This is a genomic window from uncultured Phocaeicola sp., from assembly GCF_948499155.1.
Classification (GTDB): domain Bacteria; phylum Bacteroidota; class Bacteroidia; order Bacteroidales; family Bacteroidaceae; genus Phocaeicola; species Phocaeicola faecalis.
The window spans coordinates 45538-63456 of the sequence record NZ_CAOOSE010000009.1; the positions used below are offsets into that span (position 1 = coordinate 45538).

The following is a 17919-nucleotide window of genomic DNA, read 5'->3' on the forward strand; positions in this document are numbered from 1 at the left end:
ATATATAATATGAACAACATAACATTCGACCAACTGCCGCAGGCGGTTTCCATGCTGATTGAAAAGGTGGGACTGCTCACTGAACGTGTGGAGAAATTCCTGTGTGACGCACCCTCGCAGCATGGCGAGGCACACACCTTGCTTTCTTTGAACGAGGTTGCAAAGCTACTCGGAAAATCCGCGTCAACCATCTATGCCATGACATCCGACAAACGTATTCCGTACCACAAGCGGGGTAACAAACTTTACTTCTTCGAGGATGAAGTCATGGCTTGGATCAAACAAGGAGGCACATCGGGAGTAGCCAGCGAGAGCGAGATTGAAAGACGGCTTGAGGAACTGCGCAACAGTAAGAAGCGCAAGCCGGGAGCGTTGACGGACGGCAACAGCCGGATGTCCGCAGTAGCACCATAATATCATCAGATCATGTGCAAGAAAAGACAGGACTTACAGACCATACACTACTGCACCATACTCTCAGCCGGGCAGTGGGATTTTCTTTTGGAAGGCAGGTTTTCCCCTCTCAGGCAAAAGTGCCTCTGGCGACTGATGAGCGGTGCCGTGCGGACAAGAACCGCTTATAAAATCAAGGGCATTGATATTGTGCTGGAGGTGGGACAGGTGGCGGCTTCCGATGTGGAATTAGCGGAGTTTTTGGACTGCAACCGTAAGACGGTCGGCAAACTAATCGACAGCTTCAACCGCCTCGGTATGCTGACCACCCGAACAAACAACCGCACATCCGTCCATTCCCTGCATTTTCTCACGGGCTGGTATGTCGGAGGTGTCCTTGTCACCAATCCCCACTATGTCAGACCTTCGGCTGCCGCCAAAGGACAGACGGGCGATGTGCGGACACCTGTTTCCGACAGTCTGCCGTCAGGGGATGAACCGGGAGGCGCAGCGGTTGACTGCCACACAAGAGGGAAGGAAACGGACAGCCTTGCGACAGGCGCGGCATCCCTTTCTTCTTCCCTCCTTTTGTCAGACAATTCCAATCCGTCAGCCGATGTGCATGACGGTGACTGCCATAATCCTCCGTCCGATATGTTCATGGCGGACACAACCGCAAATCGGCATATCATAGACGGCGGTAACGAAGCCTCCGGCGAAAACGGCGTAGGAAGCCACAGCGAGACGCAGGAAGCCGCCAATGACAGCGAGGGTAATCCTGCATAGGTGCGAGAACCGAAAGCGTGGAAAAACGGCTTAAACCGGGATTTAGTCGGTCGGAAGCGGGAACAAGGGCTTGCCCTGTATAGCCCACTATAACTTCTCCGCTGCGCTCCCGAAGTTGTGGGCTCTCCCGAGGGGCTGGGCTTTGCCCCGTCCCACTTATGGCTCTGCCCTAAGAACCCGCAAGGCTCCGCCCTTGACCCGGTCGGAGGCTGTCAGCCCCCGACGCCCCTGACCAAAGAGTGACCCTCTCTTTGGAAACTCCGCTTAGTGGCTTCCACCCCTAAGAACCCCGAGCAGGAAGTGACCCTCTCCCTGCACCCTCCGATTAAGGCTCCGCCCTAATAACCCTTTCCCTATTGTAAATCTGTAAACATCATCATGCCTATGGCACAGAAGACATCAGTCAACATCAAGCCCTGCAACATCGGAAGCAGCGAGGAACACAACAGACGGAAAGCGGAATACCTCGCCCGTGTCGCAAGGGAGAAGCTCTACATCCGCACCGAACTCATGCACCGGAACGAGGCATGGGTAGCACCTGAATTTGAAAACTCGACGCTGACCGACCGCTACAATCAGATAGCCGCGATGGTAAAGGAGAAGACAGGTCGGGCGATGCAGACCAAAGACCGCTTGCGCGTGAACAGGAAGACGGGAAAGGTGACCGTCGTGCGCGGCAGCACTCCGCTAAAAGAGGGTGTCGTGGTAATCAAGGATGATACCGCGATGGAGCAGTTGCGCCGTTTCTGCGAGGTGTGCAAGCAGCGGTGGGGAATCACAGCATTGCAAATCTTCATCCATCGTGACGAGGGGCATTACGCCACTCCCGGAGATGCCGCCACATGGAAGCCCAACCTTCACGCCCATATCGTATGGGACTGGATGAACCACGACACCGGGAAATCCTGCAAGCTGGACGATAAAGCCATGAGCGACATGCAGACGCTTTTGGCTGAGTGTCTTGAAATGGAGAGGGGCACCTCGAAGGAGGTGACGGGAAAGGAGCATCTTGAACGCGCTGACTTCATAATCACCAAGCAGAAGCAGGAAGCCGAACAGGTAAAGTCGGAAAAGGAAGCAGCCGAAGCCGACAGGGATGCCGCCATCCGCGAAACGGACAATGCCAGATCCGAACAAGAAAAACTCCGGATCGTAAACGAGGAAAAACAGCGGCGCAGCGCGGAACTTGACAGCGAGATCGCCGAAAAGGAAGAACGCGCGAGGGAGGTTGACCGTGAGAACACGGACAGCATAAAGTCAGGCATCGCCAACCTTTTCGGCAAGGGCAAGTACGCAGCCATCGAGCAGGAGAACGAAAGGCTGAAAGCCGAGAACGAGCACATCAAAGAATCGTTCCCCGATGAAGTCAGGAAAGAGGTGGCGAAGCGGACAAAGGCACTGACTGAGGCGAAGCGGACGGTCGAACTGGAACGGGACAGTGCCATGGCAATGGCTGACACATTTGAATCCGAGAGGGACACAGCACTGCGGCAGCTCCGGGAACAGAAGACCGGGGAGCAGCACCGCATCGGCATGGCGGTGAGCCGGGCAACGGAGGAGAAGGACAGGACAATCCGGCAGCTGCAGGGTGCGTTGAAATCGAGCCGGGACATTCTGAACATCATCGCCGATATTCTCTACAAGGCAAGCGAGGTGTTCAGGCGGGCGATTGAAGCGATTATCCATTTCGCCACGGAACGGCACAAGTCAATCTTCTCCAACGATGAAGCCGCCGACATCAAGAGCGTCATGCAGAGCTACGGCGAGACCACCGAGCAGCAGAAAGCGGTCGGCGCATGGCTCTGTGACTATGCGGAACACCGACAGCCATTTGATGAAATAAAACATCGCCACACACTCAACGAGGTTGGCGATGTCGCAGAGGGGGCGTATGATTGGAGGATTGAGAAAGAACAAAGAGGCATAAGTCTATGATTACCTACTATTGTTAATAAACTGTGTAATCAACAATCATAACGGATGAAAACAGTCCTTTTTTATACTGACCTGAAATTAGTAATGTCTTTTCTCGTTCAATCTTTTCTTTGATTGGATATTCATTATTAATTATTAGAGCAATTTCCTCATTATCTAATTTAAAAGAAATGAAGGGCGGCGAGCGGTAGGCACTGGATTCAACATTCTCTATCTCGGACATAAACGAATGTTTATCCTGTGAGTTCATATATCCAATATTTACAATTGAATACAATGAAAATGTAATGCAAAATGTACCCCAAAGTGATATATATAAAAGCCCTTTCTTTAATTTTTTTATGCACTTAAAGTATAATCCCCAAATAAAGCATATTGGGATTACTACTATATACATAAAGGAATACTCTAAATAATATACTCTCAAATACTGGGGGAGAAAAATCCCCACAAGTAAAATTATGCTATAAAGCACAAATAATTTATAATACGATTGTTCAATCGTTGTAGATTTAGAGGCGATTCTATCTTTGTGTCTCTTTGCCCTTTTAAAACTCTTCATATCGTCTTATCAAATATCCAAAATCGTTTATCGGTCAGTTTCATTGGGCTCAAGGAGTTTTCTGATTGAGTTTATAATATCTTTCCAAGAGGCACTATCAAGTTCAAAAGACAATTCTCGCTCATAATCCCAATCTTGTCCTTTGTCGGTGGCTTTTCGGGTCGGCAATATTTTAAGTTTACGGCTATCGTGGGTCACCAGTACACTCGTAGAGTGCATATAAAGCTGTCGCCATGAGCGTTGTTTCATGGCTTTGATTAGCTCGGATGCCTTTATTTCGGTGTATTTGTCATACTGACTTGCATGGAAAATATCAGTCAGAGTATTCTCAAACATCCCGTTATAGCAGTCAAGAGTCAAGAATTTAATAGGATAACTCGCGCTGACATAATATACCGTGACAAATATGTACTCCTTGTCGGTACGATATATCATACACTTTCCCAAGCTATCCAACTCCGGGCATCGGTCGTTATATTTTCGATTGATTCTAAGCCAACGATAAACAGCCAGAACAATCGCAACAATTACAAATATTATGACAGATCCAAACTCCGGCCCATCATAATATTCAAAAACCGTCATGTTGTTTTCAGGATTGTCCTTCTGATACACCACACCTATACTATCGCCCACGGAAAGACCACGGCGTGGAGCTCCGCCGTCATAAGCTTTACCATCCACAAAAATCTTATACTTCAAATATGGACTATTGCGAATACTATACACATCAGAAACCACAGTTGATGTAAAAACCGGATTTGCAGACAGCGTATTATATTTTCGATTCTGTAAATACAAGCCGACAATGAGGAAAGGCACAAGAATCAGGAGCATAACACCAAATGGTAAGCGTGTCTCGCCCCGTTTCCCAAAGAAAAACCTGTATATCTTGCTGTCGGATTTCATCTATGCTTCGATTACCTTTTGTCCGTGCTACAAAGTTAATATAAATTTCGCTTACACCATTATATTGCCATGCGTAAAGTGCTTGAACTGAATGGAAATAATGAAATCTTATCCCTTTATTGCTCGATTCTGCTATTGCATCCCCATTCCCCTGCCTTTCCCTTCTGTTTTGGCTGCTAAATAACGTAGTTTGTACCTCGCTTGTTTCTTGAATGGGATATAGCATTGATTTTCAACAGTGGTAAGCAATTCCTTGACAACTATCTCCGGCACCCAGACCTTCAAGATGCCTACCCCGAACAAAAATGAGAAATGTATCAATCTATAACGTACTATCTTGTTTTTTGGGGATAATAGCCCGAATCTTACCGCTTTTTAGTAACTTTGCGTATGGAATAAAAGATATTGCTATGACTACAATAAGAATTTATATACTTCTTATACTATTCGTTTTACTTCCGGGAGTTAATTCTTTCGGCGAGGTATTCAACACCTCTAAATGTTTTGACTTATTGTGTTCGCCTCAGTATATCGACCATCTCAAAGATGATTCGCGGTTTGCTGAACTATGTGTGGATTCTGTCTTTATCGCAAATGTTGCAGAGATTAATTCAAATTGCGCTGCATCTAAACTTTGTAATCTTTATTCTGAAATCGACGGAGATAAAGATGATATTTCTAAATGCCTTTTCACAATTCAGCATCTGGATAGTTTAGCTTGTGATATTGAGTGGGCGAAAGGCATCCTGTCTGTTCAGCCTCAACTGGCTTATGTTATGCAGCAATTAGTCGATAGCGGATACTCGGAGTATTGGGATAAAACAATCTATCCCACATTGAAGTCCCATATTGACAATTATAGTTTGAATCACGATTTGCTGAAAGCAATAAATGACAGTCTTACGCATTTTTTCTTTCCACAAGCTCTACCTGATACACAATCCAAAATATACATTTTGGATATTGATAATGCTTTCAATCTTTCTGATGAATCTTTTTGTTGCACTCCGCTAATTCTTGACCCAGAAATTGAAAAGCAGTTGAGATTAAATTTCATGAATATATATATTCACGAGAACCTGCATAATCTTTATCTTTCACCCGAACTAATGGCAAAATTGGGAGAGCTTGATAATGATACTTTTTATCGCAGCAAAGAATCGATAGCTCAAAAACACGGGGAAGGTCGAAACGAAGCTTTTGTTGTAGCGGCAGAGGTGTATATCTCTAATCAGTTAGGAATACGTGACGCTCAAAATGTTTATGATGAATTCTCTCAATACGTTGATGGCAGTCTTGTATTGGCTCCAATAATATATACATATTTGACCAGTAGGAATCACAACGAATCATATAATGATTTTCTTTTGCGGTTATTTGAGACTGGCATCTTGAAATCTGGAGCTATCGAAAACAATTATAATGATGCGATGACATCAATTCAATCTCAAATCAAGAAATAATTTTTTATCACTGTATAGTTGCTTCGCGATTTTATGGTATCATAACCTACAAGATTGCGAAGCATTTTACTTTAATTCGGTCGAAAGCCATCTCAATGCCCATTTTCAAGAGGATGGCTACGCTGTAACTACAGACCTTTGTGACTTGAGTCTAATTAGGTAAAAAATCTCATCAACTGTTAAGATTTAGTTAAATCTTTCATCAAAAACACAAGCCTTTTCTAATCCTTTCGCTCCCTGAAAGCAACTTTTTCGCTCTCACTTTTCCTTAATTGATAGTTGTACCGTTATTTTCTTATATGGCTGATTTTCAACGACAAAAGTCATTGAAAATCAATTCCACATGAACAGTGTTGTCCGTCAGTTACTTGAACAGCATACGGACGTGGTGATGGTAGATACCGGTGACTCTTACGAAGGCATCTGTCGTTATTTCAACGGCACCTACATATCCTACTCCAAGGAGAAGCCCATTTCGATGAACCCCTTCAAGGTAACGCAGGAAGAATACGACCTGAACTTCGGAGAGAAGAAGAACTTCCTCAAATCACTGATATTTCTCATCTTCAAGGGCAGCCAGTTCCCCGACAAGATCGAGGACATGCTGATTAACCAGACCTTGGTGGAGTATTACGACACCTATTTCCATCCTTTCACAAACTTCAACGAACAGGAACGGAAGAACCTGCGACGGAAATTGTTGCTGGAAGCCCGGATGGAGGATGACATCGAAAAGTACACCAAGGACATGGAGGACATCGAACGGCTGATAGAGAGCGAGGAGGTTATCGTGAAGCCGGAAAGCCGCGCGCTGATGCTGCCCTCGGAAGTCAGACGTTTCAAGCTCATCCGCCAGTGCAAGTCATTGACCGCCCTGAAGAACGACCCCGGAGCGACACCCTCCGAAAGAGAAAGGGCTTTCCACATCGTGGAGAAGTTCAAGAAAGAGCTGTACGAGAACTCGATGCTTATCAAGATAGACAAGCGGATAGCCCGCATGGAGGAACAGAGGCGCAGGCTGAAAGTGAAGGAACTCTCGTTCAACTCCTACTATGAGTTCGCTCTGGAACGTATTCCGCAGATAATGAAGCAGGACAAAATCGATTTCAAGGTGAACGACTTCGCGTCCATCCTGAAACAGTTCTACCGGGGCGGCGAACAGGAAAAGACCCTGAACTCCGACTTGGACGTAAACCTGTTCGATGAGCGGTTCATCGTCTTTGAGATTGATAAAATAAAAGATGACCCCGTCCTTTTCCCTATCGTGGTGCTGATAATCATGGACGTTTTTTTACAAAAGATGCGCATCAAGAAAGGACGCAAGGCACTGATAATCGAGGAAGCGTGGAAGGCCATCGCCTCACCGACCATGGCGGAGTACATCAAGTATCTTTACAAGACCGTCCGCAAGTTCCACGGCATCGCCGGAGTGGTCACGCAGGAATTGAACGATGTGATAGATTCTCCCATTGTCAAGGAAGCTATCATCAACAATTCCGATGTGAAGGTATTGCTTGACCAGTCGAAGTTCAAGGACAGGTACAACGACATCGCCGCCATCCTCGGCCTGACCCCGATACAGAAGCAGCAGATATTCACCGTCAACGCGCTCAACAACAAGGAAGGGCGCAGCTACTTCAAGGAAGTGTGGATATGCCGGGGGCAACAGTCGGATGTCTATGGTGTCGAGGAAGCCCCGGAATGTTACTGGGCATACACCACGGAGCGCAACGAGAAGGAAGCCCTGAAGATATACCTCGCCCATTACGGGGATTTGCAGGAAGCGATAACCCATATCGAGGCAGACCGCCAACGGGACGGCGGGCCGCTTTATCTGGAGTTCGCAAGGAAAGTCAACCAGAAACAAAAAGTGATGTCATTATGGTAAAGTTACGGTACACACTCATCTTGGTATTTGTAATTACCGCTTCAATCCAAGCCTTTGCCGGCTGGAGAGTGGTGATTGACAAGAACTGCCTGAAAATAGTGGCAAGCAACACCGCTTCCCAAAAGCTGATAGAAGACAAGCATAACCAACGGCTGGACTCCATCGCTTCCAAAAAGAAGAAGGTGGAGCTGTATTCGGTGAGCATGGCCACCATCAAGGAACTCTACAAACTCTCTATGGAAAACGTGTCGGGCTTCGGGGCGGAAAGCCGCTATTACAAGGAAATCGGACTGTGCGCTTTCGATATAGTCCGCAACGTGCCGGAACTGGTCAAGACCGTGAGCAAGGCGAAGTTCTCCAACAAGCTGTTGTGCCTGAACGAGCTGGGCAATCTGGTTTCGGAAACGCAGCAGTTGGTGGGCAACTTCGTGAACATCGTCAACAACGGCAAGGTTTCCAATCCCTTGAAAGGGGAAGCGATCGCAGAGAAGAAGAATGACGGCTATAACCTGCTTGACCGCTATGAGCGGATGTCGCTGGCCAACGGTATCTATACCAACCTGATGGAGATACGTTACAAGGTGGAAGGTATGCTCCTGATGGCGCGTTATGCCACGATGAACGACCTGTTCTTTGCGATAGACCCGGAGGGCTGGGCCAACATCATGACGATGCGCAACAGCGTGGACGGTCTGGTAATGGATTGGAACAGATTAGTGGCTACAAACAACTGATGAAGGAGGCAGGCTATGAAACACAGAAGATTATACATCCTTTGCCTGACGTTGCTTTTCTTGCTTCCGGCAAAGTCCTTCGCTTATGTCATCCCGAAAGACCTTCCCACCATAGAAGCCTTGATTGCCTTGCACAAAGCCATCAAGAAAGATGAAGACAAGGCGTTGCAACGGGTGGCAATGAGCTTCGGGGAGCAATCGCTGATAACCAAGGGAGCGGACAAGTTCAATGACGTGCGCACCACCTTGGACACCCGGTTGAGCAATGCGAATTCCTACCTCGTATTAGCCGGCGCCATTTCATCGACGGCCAACTCCTTGTACCAACTTGTAAGGGACTACAAGAACTTTACAACCCATACCTTCAAGTATGTGTCCGACAAACCTTTTGTCGCCTGGTACTATGCCGATGCCAACGTAGCCATCGCCCGTGAGATCAAGCATTGCTACAAGCTCTATGCAACGGTGGCCGCTTCCGGCATCAACCTGATGAAAGCCTCGATGGACGAGAAACTGAATCTGGTGCTGACACTGAAAACCACCATCGACCGGGCACGCGGCATCATAGACAATGCGAACCTCTACTGCTATCTGGTCACCGACTGCGGATGGAAACCCGATTACATCTGGGAGATACTGAACTCCACCGTCAAGGAAGAGATAGCTGACCGAATCATCAACCAATGGAACAAAGGATATGCGATTTAAAAACAAGATTATCAAGATATTCTGTGCAATCATCCTCAGTTTTCCTTTAACGGGGAACGCACAGAAAGTAGTCCGTGACAACGAGAAGAAGAAACAGTGGCAGTCAATGGAAAACGGCCCTTGGGACTTCGCCCCGGACTGGTACTATTTTTTCCTGCACAAAAGATATTCAGGAGCGGAAATGTACTGGAAGTGGGCGGGCTTCAACTCCGGTTTCCGGGTACGCTTCAAAGAACCCAAGTCCAACATCAGGCGCATCATGCCTGTTCGGGTGACTTCCGAAGAGACCCAACGGCAGAAGGTCGAAAAGGTGGAAAAGGAACGCAAGTACGTGGAAGAACTCTACAAGGAAGAGCTGCTACGGGAGGCGGACAGAGCCGTGGATTTGATGTACGGTGCCTATAAGGACGAGTTCAACCGTATGCAGGGATGTATCACGGACGGCCTGTTATACTCGATGCGGAAAAGCGGCGGCAGGCTCAAATACCAAGTGGACGAGCTGAGCCGGCAGAACGAGATCCTTTGTGCGGATATAGCCTATATCCACAAGACCGGAGTCGGCTATGGACTGGAGAACGCCAAACGGCAGAAGGCTTACGAGGAAGCCAAGGAGAAGATGAACGAACTGGTAAACCGGACTGCCCATCTGTGTGCGGTGGCGGCCACCCATTATTAAGCAAGAACATAAAAAACGAAGAATATGAATTTACTATTAGTTCCCCTGACCATCGGCCTGCCGGTAATAGACGAAAGTCTGGACAAGCTGCTGGTCGCCATGGAAACATTTCCGAATGTGGCGGTACTGGGCGATGCGGTCGGGCTGGCGCGTGTCATCGGACTGTGCCTTGCCCTTTGTGTCGGCTCATACGAGTGCTGGATGATGATGCTCGGACGGCGGGGCATGGACGTGATGAAACTGCTCCGCATCATCGGCATCTCCATGTGCATCTCCTCGTCCTCGTGGATTTGTTCCGCCCTGCAGGTGCCCGGCAAAGGGCTGGAATCCGCCACCAAAGCGATGGCACACGCCAAGAACAAGGAAGTCGCGGCTTTCGAGTTGAAAGTGGCGCAGAAGCAGAGCGAATACCTCGACCGATTGAGAGCCGTTCAGGATTCCATCTCGACGGCCAAGCAGATAGCAGAAATCGGCGAGGATGCCAACTGGTGGGACAAGCTCATCTACAACGTGGAGAACTTGGGCAACACCATCAACAACTATGCGCAACGGGCGGCGGTGGCCACGGAAACCAAAATCAGCGAATGGATCAACGATGTCATCCGCTTTGTCGGCGAACTGGTGTTCCAGATGTCCTACTACGGCATCCTTGTGGCACAGCGGATATTCATGGCCATCATGATGATATTCTGCCCCATCATGTTCGCACTTTCATTAGCACCGCCTTGGAACTCGGCTTGGAGCCAGTGGATGTCGAAATACCTTTCCCTCTCGTTATGGGGTTTCGTGACCTATATGTGCATGTACTACGTTGACTTCATCCTGCTGTATAATCTCCAACAGGACATGGTGGCCTACAACCACCTGCTTCACGGCTCTGTCAATTCGTGGGAACAGATTGGCGCACTGGGATTACAAGGCATCGGCTCCAACTGCATGTACGCGATGGGTATGCTCGTGGGAGCTTACATCATCCGCTTTGTCCCCGAAGTGGCCTCATGGCTGATACCGGGCGGTGTCAGTTCGGGTGCAGGTTCCGTGGCTGGCGCAACGGCTATGGGCATGACGACAGCAGCGGGTGCGGCAGCCGGAAGCATAGCCGGTTCTGCGGTCGGTGGCATAGCAGGCGGAAAGAAGAAATAGCGTTAACATTAAACTCCAAAGAATATGCTTATAGAATCATTAGCACAGAAAACCAAACTTGCCATGATGACGGTACTGGCAAGCATAGCAGGCAGTGTCATCATCTGCGGTTTCACCGTCTGGTGTTGCGTGTCGCTGGTCAACAAGGAGCGGCAGCAAATCTATGTACTGGACGGTGACATTCCGTTTCTTGCGGAACGGGCGCAGTTGGAAGCGAACTTCACGATGGAGGCGAAAGCGCATATCCAACTCTTTCACCAGTACTTTTTCAACCTGCCCCCCGACAACGACTATATCAAGTGGACGGTCGGCAAGGCGATGTATATGGCGGACGGTACGGCCCTGAAACAGAAACAGGCGATGGACGAGAACGGCTTCTACACCGACATCATTTCTTCGTCCGCAGTTTGTACCATCATGTGTGATTCCATCCAATTTGACGAACACGAGCGGAAATTTACCTACTATGGTACACAGTTCATTAAACGCCGTACCCGTGATTTGAAACGGACGATGGTGACAACCGGCTATATCGAGAACGTGCCGAGGACGAGGAACAATCCGCACGGGCTGATGATTGTAAACTGGAGGACATTGGAAAATAAGGATTTGGATTACTAAAAAAGGCATAAGTATGAAATCATTTAAGGAAACGATACAAGACGGTAAGCAGAAGACATGGAACTTCTTCCAATCCCGATTCCAACCCAAGTTGGGTGCTATCGGAACGAGATACCGCTTGGCTGCAAGAATCCGAATGGCCAATGCTTGGGCGATGAAACATCCCAAACGCACCTTTATTTATGTGGTAGGCGCATTGTTGTTCTTCCTGATTGGTGATATAGTTTGGAACGGTAGCCGGGCAGACAAGGCACAAGAACCGAATGTAGCCATCATTGGAAATATCGAACCGGTATTCCAAGGTTTCCATACCATCCAGTCCAACAAGGATGTTCACCGGCAGACGCTTCTGGAACTGGCAGGTCAAGGGCAGGCCATCCGTCAGGAACTGGACTCGTTGATAGCCAAGCCCCATAAGTCCCATGCGGATTCCATCCATATCATCCGGCAATACAAGCAGTTGGAAAATATTGTCAAATCATTAAAAAACAACGATAAGCCATGATTAAAATCAATTTCAAACAACCCAAGTACATCTTTCCGCTGGTGGTATTCGTGCCGCTATGCGCTTTGGTGTACTTCGTGATGCAGACCTTTGGAGGAGGTGATGAAACGGAGCAGACGGTAGCCACCGACCACATCAACATGGAACTGCCCCAAGCCAATGCCGAAGAAGCCGGCGACAAACTGTATGAAATGTCACGCCGCTTCGATGACGAGGATGCCTTTACCGCAGTCGGTGGCATTGGCGAAGAGAAAAAGGAAGAGAGTAATTTGGAACACGGTTACAGCGAAGAAGAACTGAACCGTCTGGATGCCGCCGAAGCGGAGCGCATCCGCCAGCAAAAGGAACTGGAGGAACTGGAACGCTCCTTGGCAGAATCCCGAAAGCATATCAATTCATACGCATACGACAATCCACCTTCAGGAGATAACGGACATGACGGCTACTCCTCACAGGAGGAGTTCGCCAACGACCTTGAAGAGATACAAAGGCGAAGCTATGAGCGTCAGAAAGCCATCGAGAGCGGATTGGGATATGGCAACACGGAGGAGGAGGAAGTCCGGCAAAAGCAACGGGCGGATTCCATTGCCAAGGTTCGGGCAGAGGAAAAAGAACGCAACCGCCCTAATCTGGTTATCAAGTCGAAGGACACCAATGCCGACAAGTTCCATACCGTATCGGCTTCGGATGAAACGGTGGATGCCCGGCTGATACGGGCAATGATAGACCAGACGACCAAAGCCCGTGAAGGCACAAGGCTTCGCTTCAAGCTCTTGGATGATGTGACGGTCAACGGCACGAAGCTGAAAAAGGGCACATACCTCTATGGTACGGTCAGCGGTTTCGGCCAGCAACGTGTCCGTGCCACGATTACCAGTATCCTTGTCGGCGACAAGTTCATCAAAGTCAAGCTGTCGGTGTTCGACAATGACGGCATGGAGGGTTTCTATGTCCCCGAATCCGCTTTCCGTGATTTCATGAAGGATGCCGGATCGAGTACGGTACAGCAGAACATCAGCTTTGAATCGGAAGACGGCTACGGTTCGGGCATATCGGGAGAGGCAATCGCTCTGCAAGCCTTGCAGAATATGTACAATTCCGCAACATCGGCTATCTCTTCCAACATCCGCAAGAACAAGGCGAAAATCAAGTACAACACCATCGTTTACCTGATAAACTCAGATGAAGCGAGATAGAAAATTAACATTATCAATAACACATAAATAGCACTTTATATGAAATTCAAGATTCTTTCAGCCGTATGCTGTATGCTCGGCTTTATCAGTTCGGCTTTCGCCAACGAGAAAATCTATGTGAACCGGGAGGTGACGACCCACATCGTGATGCCGGAGAACATTAAGTTAGTGGATATTTCCACCGCGAAGATAATCGGCAACCAGTGTGCCGACAACATCGTCCGTATCAAACCATACCAAGAAAATGATTCGCTATCGTGCGAGTTCAAGGAGAATGAGTTGTTGGGAACACTGACCTTGATTGGTGAACGCCACATCGCCCAGTATGACATTCTTTATACCACTTCTCCGAACATGGCTGCATCCATCTACCAAGTGGCATACAGCGATACGAAATCCTACATCAACCCGGAAGTGTCGATGCCCATGTCTGAAATGGCCCGTTACGCTTGGGCGGTCTATGGCAGCAAGCGCAAGTTCAATCAGGTCGTGTCAAAGGCACACGGCATGAAAGCCACCGTCAACAACATCTATTCCATCGGGGACTTCTTCTTTATCGACTACTCGTTGCAGAACAAGACGAAGATAGCCTATGACATCGAGGAAATCCGGGTGAAGCTGACCGACAAGAAAGAAACTAAGGCCACCAACTCGCAGACCATTGAACTGACCCCTGTGTTCTCGCTGAACCACGCCAAGAAGTTCAAGAAGGATTACCGCAACGTGCTGGTACTGCCCAAGCTGACTTTCCCGGATGAAAAAGTGCTTCGGCTGGAAATCTCAGAGAACCAAATCAGCGGTCGTGTCATCACACTCACGATTGAATATGAGGACATTCTCCATGCCGATGGCTTTGATTCCGACATCTTGAAAAAGACATCCTATTATCCGTATTACTACATATCCTATTAAGCCATGAAGAAAGTATTATTCCTATTGCTGTGTACTGTCTTTACATTCAATGTATCGGCACAAGACAAGAAGCTGACGGTCAATGCCGGTTTCCTGTTTCCCAACACGCTGAACGCAACCATCGGTTACGAACATCCGCTATCCTACGGCAATGCCGTGGAACTGTACGGAGAAGCGGGCAACCATTGGCAGCAACCAAGCTTGCGATTTTGGAAAGGCTATTACTGGGATGCCGGATTGGTGTACAAGCACCGTCTGGCCAGATATAAGAACGGGATGCTTCGCTTCCGCTTCGGGCCGCAGTTCGGAGCGGACAAGCGCAAGTTCTTCTTGGGACTGGAGGCCGGTTTTGAGTATAGCTATGTCTTTCAGAACGGCTGGGAGTTTACGCTAACCCAAAAGAATAACGTGAACTTCATTCACGGGGACACCTTCCGAAACGGACTGTTGGTAGGCTTCAAAGTTCCATTCTAAAATCAGGGTGACTTATGGCATTTGAGGAAACAAGGGAACAGCAGCAGATGTATAACTACTTCCGAAGCTGCATCTACATCTTTCTCATCATTGAGATCGTGATGAACCTGCCTGTGACGGCAGACAACCGTATCACGCAATTCATACTGGACTTGTTGGGACGCTTCGCGGTGTTCAACTCCGTTTCCGGTTGCAAGGTCGTGGAACTGGTCTGCATCTGTGTGGTCTGCATCGGCACAAAGGCCAAGAAAGCGTTGAAGTTCAACGTGAAGACAATGGTCATCTACCCGGTGCTGATTGGATTGACCTTGGTCGGGCTGTGTTTCGTCTTTCACGGTATGAACTTCGGTATCAGTTGGATGGGATTCCCTGCCAACCGCATCCTTTATGCCGTTTGCTCGGTGGTGGGTACGATGTTGGTGCATCAAGGGCTGGACGGCATCGCCAAGTATTACAACTACAAGGTAGGTGACGACCGTTTCAACTTCGAGAACGAATCGTTCCAACAATCGGAAGCGTTGGCTGGCAACGACTATTCGGTAAACATCCCGATGATTTATTACTGGAAGCGGAAGATGCACAAGGGCTGGATCAATATCATCAATCCTTTTCGGGGAACAATCGTATTGGGTACACCCGGTTCAGGTAAGTCTTTCGGCATCATCGATCCCTTTATCCGTCAGCACTCGGCCAAGGGTTTCACCCTTATGGTGTACGATTTTAAGTTTCCGACACTTGCCAAGACTCTGTTTTACCAGTACTGCAAGAACAGGAAGGCAGGTAAACTACCTGAGAATTGCGGATTTAGGATAGTAAACTTTACCGATGTGGAATACTCCAACCGCATCAATCCAATCCAACGAAAATACATCCCCGACTTGGCTGCAGCTTCGGAAACGGCTGCTACGCTGTTGGCTTCTCTGAACAAAGGAGGCGGTGAGAAGAAGGGCGGTTCGGAAGCGTTTTTCACCAACTCGGCGGAGAACTTCTTGGCGGCCATCATCTATTTCTTCGTCAACTTCCATCCGGTAGGCTTCAAGAACGGAAAGAAGCTGAAACGATTTATCTTACACAAGGGAAACAGATTGGAGATTGTCATTCGGAACTGGGATGATTTCAACGCCATAGACAAGGACGGCAACGTGGTGCTGGACTTCATCGACGAGAAAGGGAACGATGTGTCAACAGACGAGGACAGGATGTTTGTGGACTTGAACGGCTTCCGCTACAAAGACCATACGGACAAACTGATAACCATCGACCGCTGCTGGTATGAGGACGAGGACGGCAACGAGGTGGAGCCGGACACCATCACGGGTGAGTTTTCGGATATGCCACACGTGTTGTCGTTTTTGGGCAGACCCTACGACCAAGTTTTCAATATTCTGATGCAGGATGATAAGATTGCTTCCCTGATGGCTCCCTTCAAGAGTGCTTACGAGAACAAGGCAAATGACCAGTTGGAAGGTATGGTGGGTACGCTCCGTGTCAATGCCGCCCGGCTGGTATCTCCCGAAGCCTACTGGGTGTTCACCGGGGACGATTTTGACTTGAAGATTTCGGACAGGAACAACCCCAGTTATCTGGTCATCGCCAACGACCCGGAGAAGGAACAGGTCATCGGCTCATTGAACGCTTTGGTATTGAACCGTCTGATAACAAGGGTGAACTCCAAAGGTAACATTCCGGTGAGCATCATCGTGGATGAGCTTCCGACCTTGTATTTCCACAAGATAGACCGGCTGATTGGTACGGCACGTTCTAACAAGGTTGCCGTGACATTGGGCTTTCAGGAACTACCCCAGTTGGAGGCAGACTATGGCAAGGTGGGTATGCAGAAGATAATCACCACCTGCGGTAACATCTTCATGGGTGCAGCCCGTAACAAGGAAACGTTGGAGTGGGCACAGAACGATGTGTTCGGCAAGGCAAAACAAACCTCACGCTCCATTTCCATCAATGACCAGAAGGTATCTACCACCATATCGGAGAAGATGGACTACCTCGTTCCGGCGGCGAAGATTGCGGACATGGCGACAGGCTGGCTGGCAGGTCAGGCGGCCCGTGACTTTACGGCTACGGACGATAAGATGCTTGACCGTTTCGACATCGAGCAGTCCGAGGAGTTCAAGACCACGAAGTATTTCTGCAAGACGCACTTCGACATGCAGAAGATTAAGGAGGAGGAAGAGCATTATGTGCCGCTCCCCAAAATCTATGAGTTCAAGAATGACCGGGAAAAGGAAGTCCTGCTGAACCGAAACTTCAAAAGGGTCAATCAGGAGGTGGAGAATATGGTGAAGGAATTGCTGGGAATGAGCTGATTGCCTATGAGTATGTCAATTATATTACCCAAACTGAGCGGTAGCGCATTGAAGGTCATCGCCATTTTCTCAATGGTGATTGACCATTGCGCTTATTACTTGATGGACGGGAATACGGTACACTACGAGGTGATGCGCTGCGTGGGGCGCATCGCCTTCCCGGTATTCGCTTTCTTGGTAGCGGAGGGTTTTGCCCATACCCGAAATCGAAAGAAATATTTTGGGCTATTGCTGGGCTTTGCCATTGTCAGTGAAATTCCGTGGTATCTGTTGAATGGTGCGGACGGTACGCACAATGTGATGTTTACGCTGGCTTTGGGAGTGGTAGCGTTAGCGGTATTCGAGAAACTGAAAAAGGACAGTACGCTTTGTATCTGTACCATCCTTTTTATCGCTTGGTTTGCCACTTGGTCAGGTGTCGATTATGAGTGGCGGGGTATTTCTGTCATCGTCATCTTCCATCTGTTGGGAACAAATACGACTTCTTTTCCCTTTGGTAGAACGGCTCAGTTACTTTGTGTTTTCCCTTTGATGATAGATTACGGAACAGTCGGTATCATACTTGCCTGTATGGTCATCTTCTTGTACGATGGCACAAGAGGATTTATACAAGGAAGCATAGCCAAGTATGGTTTTTATGCGTTCTATCCGGTGCACCTATTGGTAATTTGTGCTTATCAATTGTTATGA

At 48.4% G+C, this 17919-nt stretch carries 17 protein-coding genes and 1 pseudogene; 16 read left to right on the forward strand and 2 right to left on the reverse strand.

All coding sequences use genetic code 11. The annotated features are described in order from the left end of the window. Positions 1–9 precede the first annotated feature (9 nt). The 3 genes from QYT14_RS08750 to QYT14_RS08760 all read left to right on the forward strand — a co-directional run bounded on the left by QYT14_RS08750 (position 10) and on the right by QYT14_RS08760 (position 3114). Positions 10–414: a helix-turn-helix domain-containing protein gene (locus QYT14_RS08750; protein ID WP_288324470.1), complete on the forward strand. Its 405-nt coding sequence runs from the start codon at positions 10–12 to the stop codon at positions 412–414. Between the two features lie 12 nt (positions 415–426). Continuing rightward, positions 427–1179, forward strand: a complete 753-nt coding sequence (locus QYT14_RS08755; RefSeq protein ID WP_288324469.1) for a hypothetical protein — start codon at positions 427–429, stop codon at positions 1177–1179. Between the two features lie 384 nt (positions 1180–1563). Next, positions 1564–3114, forward strand: a complete 1551-nt coding sequence (locus QYT14_RS08760; RefSeq protein ID WP_288324468.1) for a mobilization protein — start codon at positions 1564–1566, stop codon at positions 3112–3114. A gap of 13 nt (positions 3115–3127) precedes the next feature. On the opposite strand, the gene QYT14_RS08765 is transcribed toward QYT14_RS08760, so the two are convergent. Together QYT14_RS08765 and QYT14_RS08770 are read right to left on the reverse strand one after the other, a co-directional pair. Further along, positions 3128–3337 (reverse strand): hypothetical protein, encoded by a 210-nt coding sequence (locus QYT14_RS08765; protein ID WP_288324467.1) that lies wholly within the window; start codon positions 3335–3337, stop codon positions 3128–3130. 366 nt (positions 3338–3703) lie between these two features. Next, positions 3704–4513, reverse strand: coding sequence for a hypothetical protein (locus QYT14_RS08770; RefSeq protein WP_289307178.1), 810 nt, complete (start codon positions 4511–4513; stop codon positions 3704–3706). Positions 4514–4995: 482 nt separating this feature from the next. Between QYT14_RS08770 and QYT14_RS08775 the strand changes: the two genes are divergently transcribed. From QYT14_RS08775 to QYT14_RS08835, 13 genes and pseudogenes are all read left to right on the forward strand, one after another. Next, entirely contained in the window at positions 4996–6048 is a 1053-nt protein-coding gene (locus QYT14_RS08775; RefSeq protein WP_288324465.1) for a hypothetical protein, read from the forward strand. A 337-nt stretch (positions 6049–6385) separates the two neighbouring features. After that, a pseudogene (locus QYT14_RS08780) lies at positions 6386–7936 on the forward strand (TraG family conjugative transposon ATPase); the annotation flags it as partial. Beyond that, complete coding sequence (locus QYT14_RS08785) at positions 7930–8670, forward strand: hypothetical protein (protein WP_288324464.1); 741 nt, start codon at positions 7930–7932, stop codon at positions 8668–8670. The pseudogene QYT14_RS08780 and the gene QYT14_RS08785, both read left to right, overlap by 7 nt. 15 nt (positions 8671–8685) lie before the next feature. Next, complete coding sequence (locus tag QYT14_RS08790) at positions 8686–9378, forward strand: hypothetical protein (RefSeq protein ID WP_288324463.1); 693 nt, start codon at positions 8686–8688, stop codon at positions 9376–9378. Further along, positions 9368–10054 (forward strand): DUF5045 domain-containing protein, encoded by a 687-nt coding sequence (locus QYT14_RS08795; protein WP_288324462.1) that lies wholly within the window; start codon positions 9368–9370, stop codon positions 10052–10054. Before QYT14_RS08790 ends, QYT14_RS08795 begins: the two co-directional genes overlap by 11 nt. A 24-nt stretch (positions 10055–10078) precedes the next feature. Further along, entirely contained in the window at positions 10079–11197 is a 1119-nt protein-coding gene (locus tag QYT14_RS08800; protein WP_077154067.1) for a hypothetical protein, read from the forward strand. Between the two features lie 24 nt (positions 11198–11221). Continuing rightward, positions 11222–11818, forward strand: coding sequence for a conjugative transposon protein TraK (gene traK / locus QYT14_RS08805; protein ID WP_288324461.1), 597 nt, complete (start codon positions 11222–11224; stop codon positions 11816–11818). 13 nt (positions 11819–11831) lie between these two features. Beyond that, the gene (locus QYT14_RS08810; RefSeq protein ID WP_288324460.1) at positions 11832–12323 is read left to right on the forward strand and encodes a hypothetical protein; all 492 of its coding nucleotides are present in this window, start codon (positions 11832–11834) and stop codon (positions 12321–12323) included. Next, positions 12320–13519 carry a conjugative transposon protein TraM gene (locus QYT14_RS08815; protein WP_288324459.1) on the forward strand — a complete coding sequence of 400 codons (1200 nt, stop codon included), beginning with the start codon at positions 12320–12322 and terminating at the stop codon, positions 13517–13519. Before QYT14_RS08810 ends, QYT14_RS08815 begins: the two co-directional genes overlap by 4 nt. Positions 13520–13558: 39 nt before the next feature. Further along, positions 13559–14431: a conjugative transposon protein TraN gene (gene traN, locus QYT14_RS08820; RefSeq protein WP_288324458.1), complete on the forward strand. Its 873-nt coding sequence runs from the start codon at positions 13559–13561 to the stop codon at positions 14429–14431. 3 nt (positions 14432–14434) lie between these two features. Then, a complete protein-coding gene (locus tag QYT14_RS08825) occupies positions 14435–14905 on the forward strand; it encodes a hypothetical protein (RefSeq protein ID WP_288324457.1) in 471 nt (156 codons plus the stop codon). Positions 14906–14919: 14 nt separating this feature from the next. Beyond that, positions 14920–17229, forward strand: a complete 2310-nt coding sequence (locus tag QYT14_RS08830; protein ID WP_288324456.1) for a type IV secretory system conjugative DNA transfer family protein — start codon at positions 14920–14922, stop codon at positions 17227–17229. 12 nt (positions 17230–17241) lie between these two features. Next, positions 17242–17919, forward strand: a complete 678-nt coding sequence (locus tag QYT14_RS08835) for a TraX family protein (protein ID WP_288324455.1) — start codon at positions 17242–17244, stop codon at positions 17917–17919.